Source organism: Bacteroides togonis (assembly GCF_900130135.1).
In the GTDB taxonomy this organism is placed as follows: Bacteria; Bacteroidota; Bacteroidia; order Bacteroidales; family Bacteroidaceae; genus Bacteroides; species Bacteroides pullorum.
Genome location: NZ_LT670820.1, coordinates 282,310 through 297,132, shown reverse-complemented (window position 1 = coordinate 297,132; position 14,823 = coordinate 282,310). Strand labels below are relative to the sequence as shown.

Annotated in this window: 13 protein-coding genes; all 13 read right to left on the bottom strand. The window is 48.9% G+C overall.

From position 1 onward, the window contains the following. Nucleotides 1–18: 18 nt before the first annotated feature. The 13 genes from BQ8005_RS01360 to ppdK all read right to left on the bottom strand — a co-directional run bounded on the left by BQ8005_RS01360 (nucleotide 19) and on the right by ppdK (nucleotide 14,640). Nucleotides 19–1,158: a site-specific integrase gene (locus BQ8005_RS01360; protein ID WP_048317558.1), complete on the bottom strand. Its 1,140-nt coding sequence runs from the start codon at nucleotides 1,156–1,158 to the stop codon at nucleotides 19–21. Nucleotides 1,159–1,497: 339 nt separating this feature from the next. Next, the gene (locus BQ8005_RS01355) at nucleotides 1,498–2,223 is read right to left on the bottom strand and encodes a helix-turn-helix domain-containing protein (RefSeq protein ID WP_048317560.1); all 726 of its coding nucleotides are present in this window, start codon (nucleotides 2,221–2,223) and stop codon (nucleotides 1,498–1,500) included. A gap of 235 nt (nucleotides 2,224–2,458) precedes the next feature. Further along, a complete protein-coding gene (locus BQ8005_RS01350; RefSeq protein WP_075316812.1) occupies nucleotides 2,459–3,814 on the bottom strand; it encodes a TraG/VirB4 family ATPase in 1,356 nt (451 codons plus the stop codon). A 13-nt stretch (nucleotides 3,815–3,827) separates the two neighbouring features. Next, nucleotides 3,828–4,112 carry a DUF4133 domain-containing protein gene (locus BQ8005_RS01345; protein ID WP_075316811.1) on the bottom strand — a complete coding sequence of 95 codons (285 nt, stop codon included), beginning with the start codon at nucleotides 4,110–4,112 and terminating at the stop codon, nucleotides 3,828–3,830. Between the two features lie 18 nt (nucleotides 4,113–4,130). Next, nucleotides 4,131–4,487: a DUF4134 domain-containing protein gene (locus tag BQ8005_RS01340; protein ID WP_022163568.1), complete on the bottom strand. Its 357-nt coding sequence runs from the start codon at nucleotides 4,485–4,487 to the stop codon at nucleotides 4,131–4,133. An 88-nt stretch (nucleotides 4,488–4,575) separates the two neighbouring features. Then, on the bottom strand, nucleotides 4,576–5,028 hold the full coding sequence (locus tag BQ8005_RS01335) for a hypothetical protein (RefSeq protein WP_022163569.1): 453 nt from the start codon (nucleotides 5,026–5,028) through the stop codon (nucleotides 4,576–4,578). A 12-nt stretch (nucleotides 5,029–5,040) separates the two neighbouring features. Next, complete coding sequence (locus BQ8005_RS01330; protein ID WP_022163570.1) at nucleotides 5,041–5,628, bottom strand: hypothetical protein; 588 nt, start codon at nucleotides 5,626–5,628, stop codon at nucleotides 5,041–5,043. A 2-nt stretch (nucleotides 5,629–5,630) separates the two neighbouring features. Next, nucleotides 5,631–6,044 (bottom strand): hypothetical protein, encoded by a 414-nt coding sequence (locus BQ8005_RS01325; RefSeq protein ID WP_022163571.1) that lies wholly within the window; start codon nucleotides 6,042–6,044, stop codon nucleotides 5,631–5,633. A gap of 26 nt (nucleotides 6,045–6,070) precedes the next feature. Next, complete coding sequence (locus tag BQ8005_RS01320; protein ID WP_083610473.1) at nucleotides 6,071–6,775, bottom strand: ParA family protein; 705 nt, start codon at nucleotides 6,773–6,775, stop codon at nucleotides 6,071–6,073. 214 nt (nucleotides 6,776–6,989) lie between these two features. Further along, nucleotides 6,990–8,552 carry a relaxase/mobilization nuclease domain-containing protein gene (locus BQ8005_RS01315; RefSeq protein WP_075316810.1) on the bottom strand — a complete coding sequence of 521 codons (1,563 nt, stop codon included), beginning with the start codon at nucleotides 8,550–8,552 and terminating at the stop codon, nucleotides 6,990–6,992. 31 nt (nucleotides 8,553–8,583) lie between these two features. Beyond that, on the bottom strand, nucleotides 8,584–8,976 hold the full coding sequence (locus BQ8005_RS01310) for a plasmid mobilization protein (RefSeq protein WP_075318831.1): 393 nt from the start codon (nucleotides 8,974–8,976) through the stop codon (nucleotides 8,584–8,586). A gap of 1,122 nt (nucleotides 8,977–10,098) precedes the next feature. Continuing rightward, nucleotides 10,099–11,595 carry a tyrosine-type recombinase/integrase gene (locus tag BQ8005_RS01300; RefSeq protein WP_022162034.1) on the bottom strand — a complete coding sequence of 499 codons (1,497 nt, stop codon included), beginning with the start codon at nucleotides 11,593–11,595 and terminating at the stop codon, nucleotides 10,099–10,101. A gap of 315 nt (nucleotides 11,596–11,910) precedes the next feature. Further along, the gene (gene ppdK, locus BQ8005_RS01295; protein WP_075316809.1) at nucleotides 11,911–14,640 is read right to left on the bottom strand and encodes a pyruvate, phosphate dikinase; all 2,730 of its coding nucleotides are present in this window, start codon (nucleotides 14,638–14,640) and stop codon (nucleotides 11,911–11,913) included. Between the last annotated feature and the right edge of the window lie 183 nt (nucleotides 14,641–14,823).

The following is a 14,823-nucleotide window of genomic DNA, read 5'->3' as shown; positions in this document are numbered from 1 at the left end:
CCTGATTATGTTTTTCACTTATGTCTGGTCACTCTCTTCCTTTGTTGGTATTTTGAGCGAGATACGTTCTGCCGCATCACGTTTGAGTTCGTCCACCACATCGGCATACACCTGAGTAGTGGCAAGATTGCTATGGGTAAGCAGCTTGCTCACGGTGTAGATGTCCGTTCCCTCTGCCAACTGCAAGGTGGCAAAGGTATGACGGAAGCAGTGGAAGGTGATGTGTTTCTCGATGCCGGAAGCCTTTATCCACGGTTTGAGATACAATGCCACTGTACTGTTCGTGAGATTCTTGAACACCTGTCCAGTGCTTCGCTCGCCACAGAGCTGCAAAGCCTCTTCGCTGATAGGCAGGATTGCAGCGGTGGAAGTCTTCTTTGTGATAATGTCCATTCCCCAGCCGCCATCAGCCAACTTGACGATATTCTCCCACTGGAGTCTGATGCAGTCAGAAAGGCGAAGACCTGTAAGGCAGGAGAAGAGACCTGCACGGCGAAGGACATCACTCTTGCAAGGAGTCTGAGACAACTGCAACAACTCTTCCTTGGTGAGGAACTGCCGCTTGTTGCCATGAGCCTTGGCACGCACAAGTTTCTTGGCGATATTCTCTTTGAGCAGTCCGTCCTCGTATGCGATGGCAAGGATGCACTTCAACTTGGTAAGGTTGTTGTTGGCTGTTGTTCCCATCATGCGCTTGCCGTTGTGCATACAGGCATCCGACAACAGGTAGTCGAGGAATCCCTGGCAGTACGGAACGGTAAGGTCGCAGAAGCGGCACTCGCCATGCGTGTAATTGTGGAAGTGCATGTAGGCGGTTGCCCAGTTCTGGCTGCTGCCACGCTCAATCATGAGGTTCTTGAAATATTCCAAGAAGCTCTCCTTGCCCTTGTTGCGGTCGAGGAAGCCATACTCCTCATTGATGATGGACTCAGTCCTGCGGCACTTGATGATTTCCGCTTTCTGAATCATACTTTTGTTGTACTCCTGCTGAAAGCGTTCAACAGGGTTGGTGTAGATGTAAAGACCAAGGTACTCCCTGCGTGAGAGCTTGCCTGTCTTCGGGTTGCGGATTGGAGGATAGAAATCCAGATAGAGGGAAGTCTGTCCGTTCTTGATAGGTCGTTTCCGCACGGTGACCTTTGTACAAATGTTCGTCATATTGTTATTCTTTTATTATTCTTACCGATGTGTATCTGTGGATGCGAATAGCCATGGTCGCAACGCTTTAACTCTCAAATCCGATGCAAAGTTAGATTGCCGTGAAAAGAGAAAAGCAAAGATGGCTTCAAATACAGCCAGAATTTAACCTGAATTTGCTTTTGAGTATGATTTTACGCTCAAAATCAGACTAAAAGCAGGTATTGGATGCGTTTTTTGTCTTATATCCGTTACTCTGCGTTGTGGGTTTGTTTCGACCGACATGGATGGGTGCTGCATAGCAATTGCAACGGCATGGGTCGTATATGAGTTTGTTTGAACCATCTCTTGACTTGTGTCTCACTTCCGTTTTGCCTTGGTCGTAGTACTGCTTTTCTCTGCCTTCTTGCGTGCAGCCTCCCAGTCTGCTTTCAGATAGTAGTTGGCTCTTCCGCCTTTGAACTTTCGGATTCTCACTCCATGGGTCTCCGCAAATCTGCGTACCTGTGTCTTGCCTAATCCGTAGAGTTTCATGATGTCGAAGCAGGTGTACCAGTCATCGGAAATGTTCTTACCCTGTTCTTCATTATAAAGCCCGATAACCCTTTCCACGTCTTCTTTCTTGAAGCAGGTCGTTCCCCATGCGTGAACTGACTGGAGTTGGTAACGATTGCGGACTTCATAGAATCTTCCATACTTGATATTAAAGGTGCTCAACACCTCTGCCATTGTGTAATGGGTGTCGTGGGTTACTCCATCAGGTGCTCTTTCACCAGCCCTGGGAGTCTTGCGACACTTTGCCAACTTGTTGACTGAGCCAGTCTCGGCATCTTTTAGCCTCTGTGCTTTCTTGGACGTTGCTCCTTCTAACGATAGGGAAGAAGGGAGAACCACCTGATAACCTTGTCCCTTGGCTATTTCAAGAAGGTCTTGCAAATAGATCCTGGTCATGCGTGTACCGAAATTTACGGCTCTTAGCCTGCCTTGACGAATAAGACTGCGTACTGTCTTGACGCTGATGCTTACTGCCTGCGCTGTTTCCTCTACGGACATCAGCACGATTGGAATGCGAGTTGTAGTATTCATTTTTACCGTTATTTTTGAATTTTGCAGTGACTCATGGGGGATGGTCCTTGACGGAAACTTTTAAGAGGAAACAAGGGGAAATAAGAGGAAATAAGAGGAAATAAGAACCCTCATTAAGAACCGTGTGTCCCTCTGCCCATGGTACAACCGTGGTACAAAATTACTATAAACGGATGAAACTCGCAATAGGCGGTTGGAGCGTTATGTTAATGAATATGTATTGAAAATGAGCTATTTATGACGTTTCTCTAAGTTTTGTTTGGAGTTCTTTTCGATGCGTTTTAGTCCATATGACATGCATGTGGAAGCTCTTCCCGCTGCCCGAAGGCCCGATGCAGAAGAAGTTGGCATTGTCCGTCATTTTTACCTTTCCTTCCTTGCCGGTGATGTCGATGCAGACGGGCAGCCCCTGACGGTCGGTGTAGTACGTGGTCAGCGGCGTGTCTTCCGACTCTTTCATGTGCTCCTTGAAGAAGAAGCACAGGGCGGCGTCCGAGAGGGTAAGGAAGAGGTCATAGTCGGGATTGAAGGCGTAGGCGTTGCCGGGGAAGCTGTCCGTGAACAGCTCCAGCTGGTTGTAGGCGGTACGGGAGGGCATGATGCCGCATTCGTAGAGCCTGGTCTCCAGATACGAGGTCACGGATGTAACCTTGTCCGGCGGGCAGCTCACGAGGATGTTGAAGTTGCAGTACACCAGCAGGGTGCTGTCCACGGCCAGCCGGTGCAGCACTTCCTCAATGTCGGCCTTGGCTATCCTGTTGCTCGGGTCGGGCATCGAGCCGTGGCGTTTGGCCTTGGCTTGCAGCTGTCTAAGGAGTTTGCGCTGCTGGGGTATCTGCACGGCCTGGTTGTACACCACGCAGTCTGCATGGGGCACGTTTGACAGGAACGAGAGCAGGTCGGTGGCGACGGCATAACCGTTGATGCTCGTCTCCGTGTAAGGCTTCACCAGCGAGGGCAGGTTAATCTCATCGATGTCCACCAGCGGGTAGGAACGGATGATGCGGTCGCCGGTTCTCAGGTATTCGTCCGAGGCCTTGAAGTTGGTCATGGAGAACGGGCCGCTTCGGAAACGGAACGCCATGAAGCGGTGGCAGTATTCGTTGACCTCCTCTTTCGTCAGCAGCCAATGCCGGATGTCCTTCTCCTTCAGGATGTCGGCCACCTTACTGACCTTGGCGTGGAAGTCCTGCCATTTCTTCGGGTCGTACTGCACGAACTGGCCGTGCTGCGCCTCCTGCGTGACAATAAGGTAGGTGCGTATCTCCGTGAACTCCCTTCCCTCGAAGTAACGGAAATAGCTCCTGTTCAGGAACTCCGCGTCTTCCGGCACGTCGTGGTGGTAGGTCTGCTTGCAGAAGATGTCCTGCTTCTGCAGGGCATAGCCCTCGCCGAGCGTCTGCGCCACATTGGAAAGCACGTCCTGGAAGCGTAGGTACTGCTCCGCATCCGTACACAGCTGCTGCACGGGGTTGGTCATCCCGAAGATGACGGACGGATTCCCGCCGGCCGAGAAGAGGACGACATGGCCGTCCGTCTCTTCCAACTGTGCGTAAAGTCCGTCAAATACTCTTTTTCTGGTGTGTGCCATAAGATTACCGGTTTTAGGAGTTCGCTTTCAGTTTTTTGTAAACATAGATTCCTTTCGCACGCCGCTTGTTGTGCAGTCCGCCGCGCTGCTTGACATAGATGACGACCAGCCCGGCTACCGCCATGACGAGCATGGCGATGAAGCCCGCTATCTTTCCCAAGGCGATGGAGAAGACGATGAAGCCGACAAAGGACACGCCGATGGCTGCCGCCGCCAGCGTGAGGAAGCGGCCGCGGATGCCCATGAACTCCAGCGGTTTCTGCAGCCCCTTGAATACCGGATAGCCTTCCTTGTCCATAGGATTCTGTCAAGCCTGTTATGTAAAGAACAAGGGCAAAGCCTCTGACAATGCGATGAACGCGATACATCCTCCGATGGTCAGCATGATGGTTTTCTTCACGTCTTGGTCTCCGTTCTGCATCTTGAAATAGACGTTGAACGCACCGACAAGGACGATGACGGCGGCGATGGCCTTCATCAGGTTCGACACGGGTTCCTGGTAGGAACTGACTTCCTGGGTGGCCTTGGTGAAACCTGCCGCTCCCTTGCTGCCTGCCATGGCCTCGCTCACCGAAACGGTTATGGCGATGGCGGCCAGTACACTCTTCTGTGCAAAACGGGAACATTTGATGCGGTTTGCCGCACGATGTAATTGTTTTCTTAACTTTTGCATTTTCAAAACATGTTTATGAAGTTCTATCACTAAAGGAACGTCGGGCTTTCTGGTGAAAGTCCCGTGATATTTTTTCTGTAATGAATCATTACCTCGCATTCTCGCAGGTGAAGATAAGCGCACCCAAATCGCAGCTGCCGGTCTCCGCCAGCCTGTTTATCTCGGTGAGGAGGTCTTCCACGAGGATGCCGTCCGTCATGACGGCTTCCCTGTAACCGGGACGGCGGAAAGGCTTTTCACTTTCAGAATGTTGCTCCGGTTCGTTACCGGCAGCTTTCGTATCATCAGACTGTGATGCTTGGTCAGATGCTTCCGTATTTTCTTCCTGAGAAATTTCCTGCTGCTTTTCGGGTTCATCCCGACTGACCTTGACAGCCTTGAAGGTTTGCGCTTCATCCGATATGTCGATGTCCTCTTCCGCATTGTCGTCCTGCTCCGCCGCCTGTGCGGCCCTGGCTTTCTGTATGTCAAGCACGATGAGTGCCGCATAGTAAAGGACAAGGGTGGTGAAAAGGAGGAATACTATTTGTCCGTATTGCATGGTGTGTACATATTATATGGTTGTCATACCCGGTATTCCGTCTTCCGGCAGGGGAAGGAAATGAAGTCCCAGCTTGCCGCCTCTTGATTCCAGCTGTTCCCTGCGTACCAGCGTGTCGCTATAATAAAGGATGTTGCGCTCGTCGCCCACGATATAGCCGGTGCTTTTCAGCCGGGAGCGCAGCCTGACCCGTGCCCTGTTGGACACGACCTTCAGCCGTGTCAGCGGTTCAAGTCCGAAGATGACACGCCGCCTCTCTTTCCGTATGAGTTCGTTCCGCACACGGGACAGCACCTTGCGTGCCTGTTCCCCGGTACGTTTCAGTCCCAGCCTGGCCGCAATGCGGCTGACGCTTGTCTTGGTGATGCCGAGTTCCCTGCCCATTTCAGAGAAGGAATACTCATGGAAGTGGCTGCGGATATATCCGGCACGTTCCATCCACCCGGACTTGGCTATTTTCACGATGCCCAGCCTGCGTGCCATGTTCTTCACCGCCGTCTCGCTCATGCCGAGTATGCCGGCTGTGTAGGCTGTGGTCTCTACCGGATAGAGTTCGGCAAGCAGGGCAAGCCTGTTTTCGTTCCATTTCTCTTTTCCCATGGTTATATCTCTTTCAGGTTCATGAAAAGCGATTTGTTCTCCCGGCGGTAGCGGGCGAGCTGCGGCAGGAACGCGCCGAAAAAGGCACGGACGATGGCGTTCACCAGGTCGGAACGGCAGCGGCCACGGATGTCGCAGTCGTCCAGCGAGTCGGCAAGGTCACGGTCGAGCTTGCATACCAGCCGCTCTTTCTTGTCGTCGTGGGTGCCCGTGTCTTCAAGGAAGGAGAGAAAATCCTCCCAGCACTTTTCAAGGCCGCCGCTCAGGGAAACGGGGGCTGTTGTATGTCCGGCCGTTGTCTCAGCCTTTCCTGTCTCATGTACATCAGATTCTTCCTGACGCTTGTCGGTCAGGGTTATTTCTGGGTCGTTGATGCCTTTGATAAGGTCGTCTATTTCCGGAATGTTTTTTGCCATTGCGTTATGGGTTTGATGGTTACTGATTATTGTTCGTTCTGATTCTCGTTATTGCCGAAAATGTCGGCATAGATTTCTTCAAATACGGATGCCACGATGCCGGCCTGCATGTCGAGGGCGGCCATGGTGCTGAAACGCTCCATGTCGGCACGCTTGGGGATTTTTCCCGTTACCCGTCCGTAGTTGGAGAAGGTCTCCCGTGCGCTCTCCCAAATGGCCAGTTCGGAGCGTTTGCCGACCCTGCCGTCATTCAGGTTGGGAACGATGAAGAACCTCGCCTTCATCTGTCCGGCGGCGGCCTTGCGCAGACGGTCGGTGAACATGAGGAAACTGGCGGTGGAGGGAACCGTCACCAGGTCGTAGTGGAACGGCACGATGATGATGTCCGAGTTGACGAACATGGGAATCAGTCCGTCCGCCTTTAGGCTGCCGGGAGAATCCATGAGTACCACGTCCATGCCCGGCTCGTTGCGCAGCCTTTCCATCAGGGCGGTCATGGCTTGCCTGTCGTCCGCACCGTATGCCAGCACATCGTATGGGATGTGTTCCTCTCCATATTTGCGGATGTCGGCCTTGCGGCACTTGGCCACGGACTGCTGGGTGTCGCAGTCTATTACGAGCACGCGCTTTCCCTTTGTCACCAGGTAGTTGGCGAATGTCACGCAGAGCGTCGTCTTGCCGACGCCTCCTTTCTGGTTGGCGAATGTTACGATGACCGGTGTCTGTATCATGTCCGTGCGATAATTGGTTATGCTCCAAAATTATCATCCGCACAACCTGAAAAACGAAATGCGCAACACTTATATGCTCCGGGTAGTTCAGACTAAGGTGTCCGGAATTATGAAATTCGGGAAATCAGGGTTCATGCTGACCGAAAAGGTTACGGCAGGAAGTCTGTCAGGGACTTTGTACCGTAACCTTTTAGTATTATCATATATCGTTCTGTTATCGCTTTAATGTGCGTCCGTCGTCGATGTCGTCATAATTACCTTTCTGGCCGACTTCCCATTCACGTTTCTCGCTCTGGCTACCTCCTCCTGCATCACGCAGCCGGATATGTCCGCCTGTTTTATGTCCGATGTTTTTGTGGACGGATTGTCTGTCGGTTTGTGACTTATGCGATTTCCTTTTCAACCGTTCAAGATTGAAGCCTTCTTCTGTCAGATTAATGATTATGTGTTCCTTGAAGTTGACGGCATAAGTGCCGTTCCCGTCCTCCCGTATGGTGAAGCCTTCCTCGAAGAGCTTTCCCTTGACGGAACCGGTGGTATCGTCACTGAAAATCTCTCTCAGCTGGTTGACGGCATCCGTGTGGGACCGGGTACGTTCGGGAGTGAGGGTAACAAGGTCGGGGCGGTTCACCTTGAATATCCTGCAGAGCATGTCCCGTTCGGCTTCGGTGGCCGGTTTGAATTTTTCAACCCGTTCGATACGGTTGTTGCGGTCGATGGCTTCCGCCATGAACGGTTTCAGAGGACGTGACTGCCCGTTAAAATAGATGACACCTTTCTTGATGTAGGCGTGCTGCCTGCGTATCTTGCCGTAAATCTCGCCCTGGGTTATCTTGGGGTTGAGCGTGAGCAGGCGGTCTATGTAGTCCTCGATGCGGTCAAACCGCTGTTCGGGGGTGGCGAAGTCCAGCAGCTCGTCCACGGCCAGCACCCTTGCACCGTGGATGACGGTCTTGTTATGGTGGTCCACTACCATGTAACCGTAAGGCGCGTCTTTCTTGCCGAAGAACACGATGTCAATGCCGAACTTGCCTTTCAGTTCCTTTTGCAGCTCTTCCTTATTGGTACTCACGTCCCGGTATTTTTTGAGGATGCTTCTTAATTGCCGACATCGTGCCCTGTCCGTATGGCCTCTTTTATACAACGCCTCTATGTCGGAGAGGGGAAGCTTGTGTTGCACCTTTCCGCCGTGCTTGATGAATACGGTTCCGTCTTTCTGATAGACCTCGTAGCCCATGGAGGTCATCACCGCCTTGTACTGGGCAAAGGAGGAGAAAGTGTACTGTCTGGCAGTCTCCATATCCTTGTCTGTCTTCTGTTTCCTGTTGGTTCCCAATATCTTGTCAATGGCTTCCTGCGAGCGTCTGCGCTCGTGGTCGTGTACAATCTTCCTGCCGTTGGGTGCGATGCGAGAGGTGACGATGTGCAGGTGGGTGTTGTCGGTGTCATAGTGGGAATAGACAAGCAGCGGCTGTCCGGGTTCCGCATAGCCCATTTCCCGGAGATATTGGTGGGCGAACTCCAGCAGCTCGGTTTCCGACTTCTCGTGTCCCTTGCAGGATATGGCCACATGGAACTGCGCCTTCTGTATCCGGCTGTTCCGGGAGGTATATTCCCGGAGATACTTGACCAGTTCATCGGGGGTGGGTCTACCAAATGTTCCGAGTGCCCCGAAATTCTGGATTTCGAGTAAACGGGCTACACCTTTCGCGACTTTCCGCTCATTGTAACCGACTGCGTGGAAGTTCGGGCTTCCGGGTAATATGGTTGCTATCATTTGGGTTGGATTGATTGGGAGTTCGGGATATTCAGAGCTTGACGGCCTTTTTGGTGACTTCTTCCAGTTCCCTTTTTATTTCGTTCAGGGTGTCCTGTGTCTCACGGATAACCGGCATCAGCACCTCACGGAGATATTCCGGTGGCAGCAACCCGGCAACCGAAAGTTCGTTGGCTCTCTTGACCGACTGGTTCAGGTTGCCGCCTATATGGGAAAGCTCGTTATGGTACTTCCGGTAGAACTCACCGAGTGCCTGGATGAGTTTGAGTTTCTGTCTCACATCGACACGGGTGTATTCTTCAAGTGCCTTGCGCACATAACTGCTCACTGTTTTATAGACGGAAGAAGAAGCCTCTTTCTTAAACAGTTCCACTTCTTCCAATGTCATTCGTACCTTGATGTACTTGGTCATTTGCTTCTTCATACGATGATAACTTGTTTTCGGGTTTCCCGGAACTTCTTTCGCAGGGCGAAACAGCGGCATTGCCGCTCCGATGCGCAGCAGTCGGCAAGTTACCTTTGTGGAAGCTAAACGGAGTTTTGTGGCCACAAAGGTACAACTTGCCTGACAAATCCTGCAACGCAGTTCGATGTCCTCCGGGGTTCATTCTTGCACCAAAATTACCGAATAAAACGCCTTGCGGAGAAATGCACAACAGAATTGTAGGTTTCCACCCGGAAGTCCCGGAACACGGATAATCCGATATGACGGATAACCCGGTCATTGATAATAAGAATACTTCATTTCGAGATAGTCCGAAAAAAATATCTGTGATATAATGAAAGTTCACTCACCTGATTTGTGAGAATTTGAATAGTCGGATAAGTAATACAGACGGATACGTACAGCCATAATATTAGGGCATCAAGTGATGTGAGAATAGAAGTTGAAATGAGCGGATGTTTCAAGTTTGGCGGTATGTTGAAGCTGTTTTCGGGAGTTTGAGTAATCAGGACATCAGGGGAAATGAAGAGTTCGGTATCAGTATCAGGCAATGGACTGTTTACTGAAAAATGTGTTTTGAAATGACTTACGGACTTTGATAAATGGGTTGTTCTTATGATAGTCCCACAGTTTCCCATATCCGAATATTTCGGTTTGTTCGGTTACCCATTTTCTTATATTTTTCTTTGTAATTTACTGAATATAAAGGTGATGATGCTTTGATATATGACTATTTTTCAGTACCTTTATACTATAGAACCGGGATTTTAGAATATCAAGTTTCATTAAAAAAGTAACCTTGTATGTTTGAATTGTTGTTGCTGATATACCTGTTTCCGATAGTAGTGATAGTAATACTGCTGTTCAGGCTGGCGAGATGGCTTGTCCGAAATACATTCAGGCTGCTGTGGTGGTTTGTGAGGAACTTCTTTGTCCTGCTGGGCAAAGGTCTGACACGGGCTTTCACGCTGATTATGACGGGTAGGATTTTCAACCGGTAGGGAAAGATAAAGCCGTACCTGCCGGGTATGACCGATACGGCTCTGTGAACGGTGGGTAAGTTCTTCCCTTTACGTTGATAATTCTTTGGCTGACTGCCTGCTAAAACCCCTTGCCTTTGCTACGTTCATATACGACCTCCTTTTTGGAATCACAATTCATGAGACGGAATTGTACTGTACATCCCGTTGGAATATCACTCGGAAGTTTTGCTGCCAATTTACTTATGACTTGATCCACATTGCTGAACCCTATATCAGTAAGTTCACTGACGACATCACCCTTAAAATAGGCGCGGCCATAAATCATCATTTTCTTGGATATGCGGAACATCTTGTCTGCCGGTTCTTCTATATCACGGGCTTTGCCTTGCTTACTTTTCTTACTGCTGAAAAAGATGAAGTCTATTACTTTTGCATTAAGTTCCCAAGCTGGAGTAAAATCTATTTTCACATACCCTCTCGTTACATTCAGTCCGTGGCTGTGGTTCATGCCGAATGCCACTTCATAAAGGTTGGCATCACAGTCATTCTGTGCAATGGTCGCCCATGTATGACGGAACGTATAGTAGCAGTAGTAGTCCTCTTTCTTCATTCCCATATCCGCACAGATCTTTCGGATTCCGTTGTTTACGTTTGCATTGAAACTGTCTGAATTACTGTACCTTTTGTGAAAATTGAACAGGTATTCCTCGTTCTCATCATGGGAGAGGTATTTGTCAAATGTGGACTGGATGAACGGCTCGACACGCATTTCAATATACGCTTCGTCCCTGCGGCTGTGGCGGGTCTTTGCCCGTTTGTAACCGATAATACCATCCTTATAATTCTCCTTTTTGAGTTCGTACAAGTCAACCGTGTTGATGCCACCAAGGCAAAGGGAGAGAAGCGACACATCACGGGCAAGTTCCGGTAGGGAAGAAATCATCTTCGTTTCCGGTAGTGGCCGGTTGAAAAACTCACGGCAGGCTTCGGCACTGATGGCACGTTGTACACCGTTGTCTGATTTTGGAATAGTAATTTTCTCCCACGGATTGAATTTTATACGTTTAATTTCTCTTTCTTCGTCATTGTACTCTATAATGGCCTTTTTGAAAATTTGGCGAATACAAGTTGGATACATTTCTTTTGCTCGTTTTGTATGAGACAAATTTTCTATCCATTTTTTCAAAACTGCTGTAGTTAGATGGCTGAACATTATACGAGTTGTTCCTAAATAACGTTCCAAATGGTTTACGGCAAGTTGATAATTTCTTGCATTTCTTTCAAAGCCTTCTTTTTCCATGCAACTAACAAAGGTTCTGGCATATTCACTGAAACAAACTTCTTCTGCTGTTTTAAGCAAATAATCAATGACTTCCTTAACATCCCATAAAGATGTATTTATTCGATTTAGTCTATCTGTATATTGCCTTATGAGCATTGAACAGTATTCATTTACTACTGGATCAATCAATTCCCCATTGCTCGTAATATGATTCTTGTCCACAATTTTATCGGTCTTGATATATCCAGGTTTACGATTGTGTACTATCCGTATGTACACGGAATAGAGACCATCAATTCTTGGCTTTCTCACCATTACTTTTAATGTTGTCATATGTACTTTAATTTTATAGCTGCTATAGCCTTTTAAGTTGGTGTAAGCAGGTGTAAACAATACAGGGATTTGGTGTAAGCAGAGTGTAAGCAAATACGTTCATTTGGCTCATTTTATGCGGTCAAATGTACGAACCGCCTAAACGCAACTCAGGCTGTAATTACCACTAAAAGCAGTGAATTACAGCCTGATATCAAGTTTTAATTTTATAAAGTCGCTATTCTTGCGAATGCTCTATTGCAGCCTGCGCCACATAATATGTGTACTGATAATCAAAAACTTAGCTATTTGGTTTAAGCCTACAGTAAGCAATGATTACTTGTCAGTGTGCATGATTGCAGCTTGCGCCGCAGCCAGACGCGCGATAGGTACACGGAACGGTGAGCAGCTTACGTAATTCAAGCCAACCTTGTGACAGAACTTCACGGATGACGGTTCACCACCATGTTCACCACAGATACCACACTTCAAATCCGGACGGATGGCACGACCCTTCTCAGTAGCCATCTGAACCAACTGACCTACACCATTTTGGTCGAGTACTTGGAACGGGTCTACCTTCAAGATCTTCTTCTCCAGATAAACCGGCAAGAAAGAAGCGATATCATCACGTGAGTATCCGAACGTCATCTGTGTCAAGTCATTCGTACCGAATGAGAAGAATTCAGCCGACGAAGCGATGCGATTAGCAGTCAGGGCTGCACGCGGTACTTCGATCATCGTACCTACCTTGAATTCGATGCTGTCACCTACTTCTTCAAACAGTTTGGCAGCCTCAGCACGGATTACTTTCTCCTGTTCCTTGAACTCGTAGAGGATACCGGTCAACGGCACCATGATTTCGGGATGTGTCTCCACACCTTCCTTCTTCAGTTCAAGAGCAGCGCCCAAGATAGCACGTGTCTGCATCTGAGTGATTTCAGGATAAGTATTACCCAGACGGCAGCCACGGTGACCCAACATCGGGTTGTGTTCGCACAAAGCCTCAACACGCTGTTGGATGTATTGCAAACTAACGCCCATGGCTTCAGCCATTTCCTGCTGTCCCTTTAGATCGTGGGGCACAAACTCATGCAAAGGCGGATCGAGCAGACGAACAGTGACAGGATAGCCCGCCATTGCCTTGAAGATGCCCTTAAAGTCGGCCTGTTGGTAAGGCAGAATCTTTTGCAGCGCCTTACGACGGCCTTCAGCATCTTCAGCCAGAATCATTTCACGCATAGCCTTGATCTTCTCGCCTTCGAAGAACATGTGCTCCGTACGGCACAAACCGATACCAACAGCACCAAAGTTACGAGCCACGGTAGCATCGTGAGGCGTATCGGCATTTGTACGTACCTGCAACTTAGCATATTTATCGGCCAGCTTCATCAGCTCGGCAAAATCGCCGGACAGCTCGGCAGCCTTCGTTTCCACCTTTCCTTTGTATACTTCACCCGTACTTCCATTCAACGAAATAAAGTCGCCTTCTTTCAAAACGACACCGTCTACTTCCACTGTACGAGCTTTATAATCTACGTTCAATGCGCCTGCACCTGATACACAGCACTTGCCCATACCACGAGCTACTACAGCAGCATGCGAAGTCATACCGCCACGAGCTGTCAGGATACCTTCGGCCACAGCCATACCAGCAAGGTCTTCGGGAGATGTTTCGATACGAACCATCACCACGCGCTTACCGGCAGCACGCCATTCAGCTGCATCATCGGCAAAGAACACAATCTGACCACAAGCAGCACCCGGAGAAGCAGGCAAACCACGAGTCAGCACCTTAGCCTGTTTCAAAGCAGACTTATCAAATACAGGGTGAAGCAACTCATCAAGCTTATTGGGTTCACAACGCATCAAAGCTGTCTTTTCGTCGATCATACCCTGACGAAGCAAATCCATAGCAATCTTCACCATAGCAGCACCTGTACGCTTACCGTTACGTGTCTGGAGGAACCAGAGTTTGCCTTCCTGTACAGTGAACTCCATGTCCTGCATATCGCGATAGTGGTTTTCAAGCTTCGTCTGCAGAGCATCCAGTTCTTTATAGATTTCAGGCATAGCCTCTTCCATGGAAGGATATTTGGATGCACGTTCTTCTTCGCTGATACCTGCCAGCTCAGCCCAACGTTGTGAACCAATCTTAGTGATTTGCTGCGGCGTACGTATACCAGCTACCACGTCCTCGCCCTGCGCGTTAATCAGATATTCGCCATTGAACAGGTCTTCACCCGTAGCGGCATCACGGCTGAAACAAACACCTGTAGCTGAAGTATCACCCATATTACCAAATACCATCGCCTGGACATTAACAGCCGTACCCCATTCATCGGGTATACCTTCCATCTTACGATAGAGGATGGCACGTTCGTTCATCCAAGAATCAAATACTGCACAGATAGCGCCCCACAGCTGTTCGTAAGCACATGTCGGGAAGTCCTGTCCGGTACGTTCTTTTACAGCGGCCTTGAAGCGCTTTACCAGTTCTTTCAGGTCTTCCACCTCCAATTCATTATCCAGCTTCACGCCTTTTGCGTGCTTCACGTCCTCAATAATAGCTTCAAACGGATCGATGTCATCCTTGTTGGTCGGTTTCATACCCAACACAACATCGCCATACATCTGTACAAAACGACGATAAGAATCCCATGCGAAACGCGCATTACCCGTCTTACGGGTCAAGCCTTCCACAACCTCATCGTTCAAACCCAGGTTCAGAATAGTATCCATCATACCCGGCATAGAAGCACGGGCACCCGAACGTACAGATACCAACAGCGGATTATCCACATCACCGAACTTGGAAGACATCAGGCTTTCCACATGTGATATGGCTTTTTCAACATCTTCTTTCAACAATTCAACCACTTTGTCGCGTCCCATTTCGTTGTACTCAGTACAAACTTCTGTTGTAATGGTAAATCCCGGAGGTACCGGCACTCCAATCAGATTCATTTCGGCCAGGTTCGCACCTTTACCACCCAACAGATTTCTCATGTCGGCCTTGCCTTCTGCATGGCCATTTCCAAAGGTATAAACTCTTTTTTTATCCATAATATTAAAAAGGTTTTGAATGTGCTTTTCTCAATTCATGTGCGCAAAGCTAAATATATTTCACATACTATAAAACTTTTTGCACAAGAATTTTAGATAAAAATGCAATTTCGACATTGCAATCTTTATTATTTCTCCAAAACATTAATATTTACCGAAAAATAGCTATTTTTGCAGCAGAAT

Coding starts and splice junctions, on each gene's coding strand:
- BQ8005_RS01360 (WP_048317558.1), bottom strand. CDS start 1,158: ATGACGAACATTTGTACAAAGGTCACCGTGCGGAAACGACCTATCAAG.
- BQ8005_RS01355 (WP_048317560.1), bottom strand. CDS start 2,223: ATGAATACTACAACTCGCATTCCAATCGTGCTGATGTCCGTAGAGGAA.
- BQ8005_RS01350 (WP_075316812.1), bottom strand. CDS start 3,814: ATGGCACACACCAGAAAAAGAGTATTTGACGGACTTTACGCACAGTTG.
- BQ8005_RS01345 (WP_075316811.1), bottom strand. CDS start 4,112: ATGGACAAGGAAGGCTATCCGGTATTCAAGGGGCTGCAGAAACCGCTG.
- BQ8005_RS01340 (WP_022163568.1), bottom strand. CDS start 4,487: ATGCAAAAGTTAAGAAAACAATTACATCGTGCGGCAAACCGCATCAAA.
- BQ8005_RS01335 (WP_022163569.1), bottom strand. CDS start 5,028: ATGCAATACGGACAAATAGTATTCCTCCTTTTCACCACCCTTGTCCTT.
- BQ8005_RS01330 (WP_022163570.1), bottom strand. CDS start 5,628: ATGGGAAAAGAGAAATGGAACGAAAACAGGCTTGCCCTGCTTGCCGAA.
- BQ8005_RS01325 (WP_022163571.1), bottom strand. CDS start 6,044: ATGGCAAAAAACATTCCGGAAATAGACGACCTTATCAAAGGCATCAAC.
- BQ8005_RS01320 (WP_083610473.1), bottom strand. CDS start 6,775: ATGATACAGACACCGGTCATCGTAACATTCGCCAACCAGAAAGGAGGC.
- BQ8005_RS01315 (WP_075316810.1), bottom strand. CDS start 8,552: ATGATAGCAACCATATTACCCGGAAGCCCGAACTTCCACGCAGTCGGT.
- BQ8005_RS01310 (WP_075318831.1), bottom strand. CDS start 8,976: ATGAAGAAGCAAATGACCAAGTACATCAAGGTACGAATGACATTGGAA.
- BQ8005_RS01300 (WP_022162034.1), bottom strand. CDS start 11,595: ATGACAACATTAAAAGTAATGGTGAGAAAGCCAAGAATTGATGGTCTC.
- ppdK (WP_075316809.1), bottom strand. CDS start 14,640: ATGGATAAAAAAAGAGTTTATACCTTTGGAAATGGCCATGCAGAAGGC.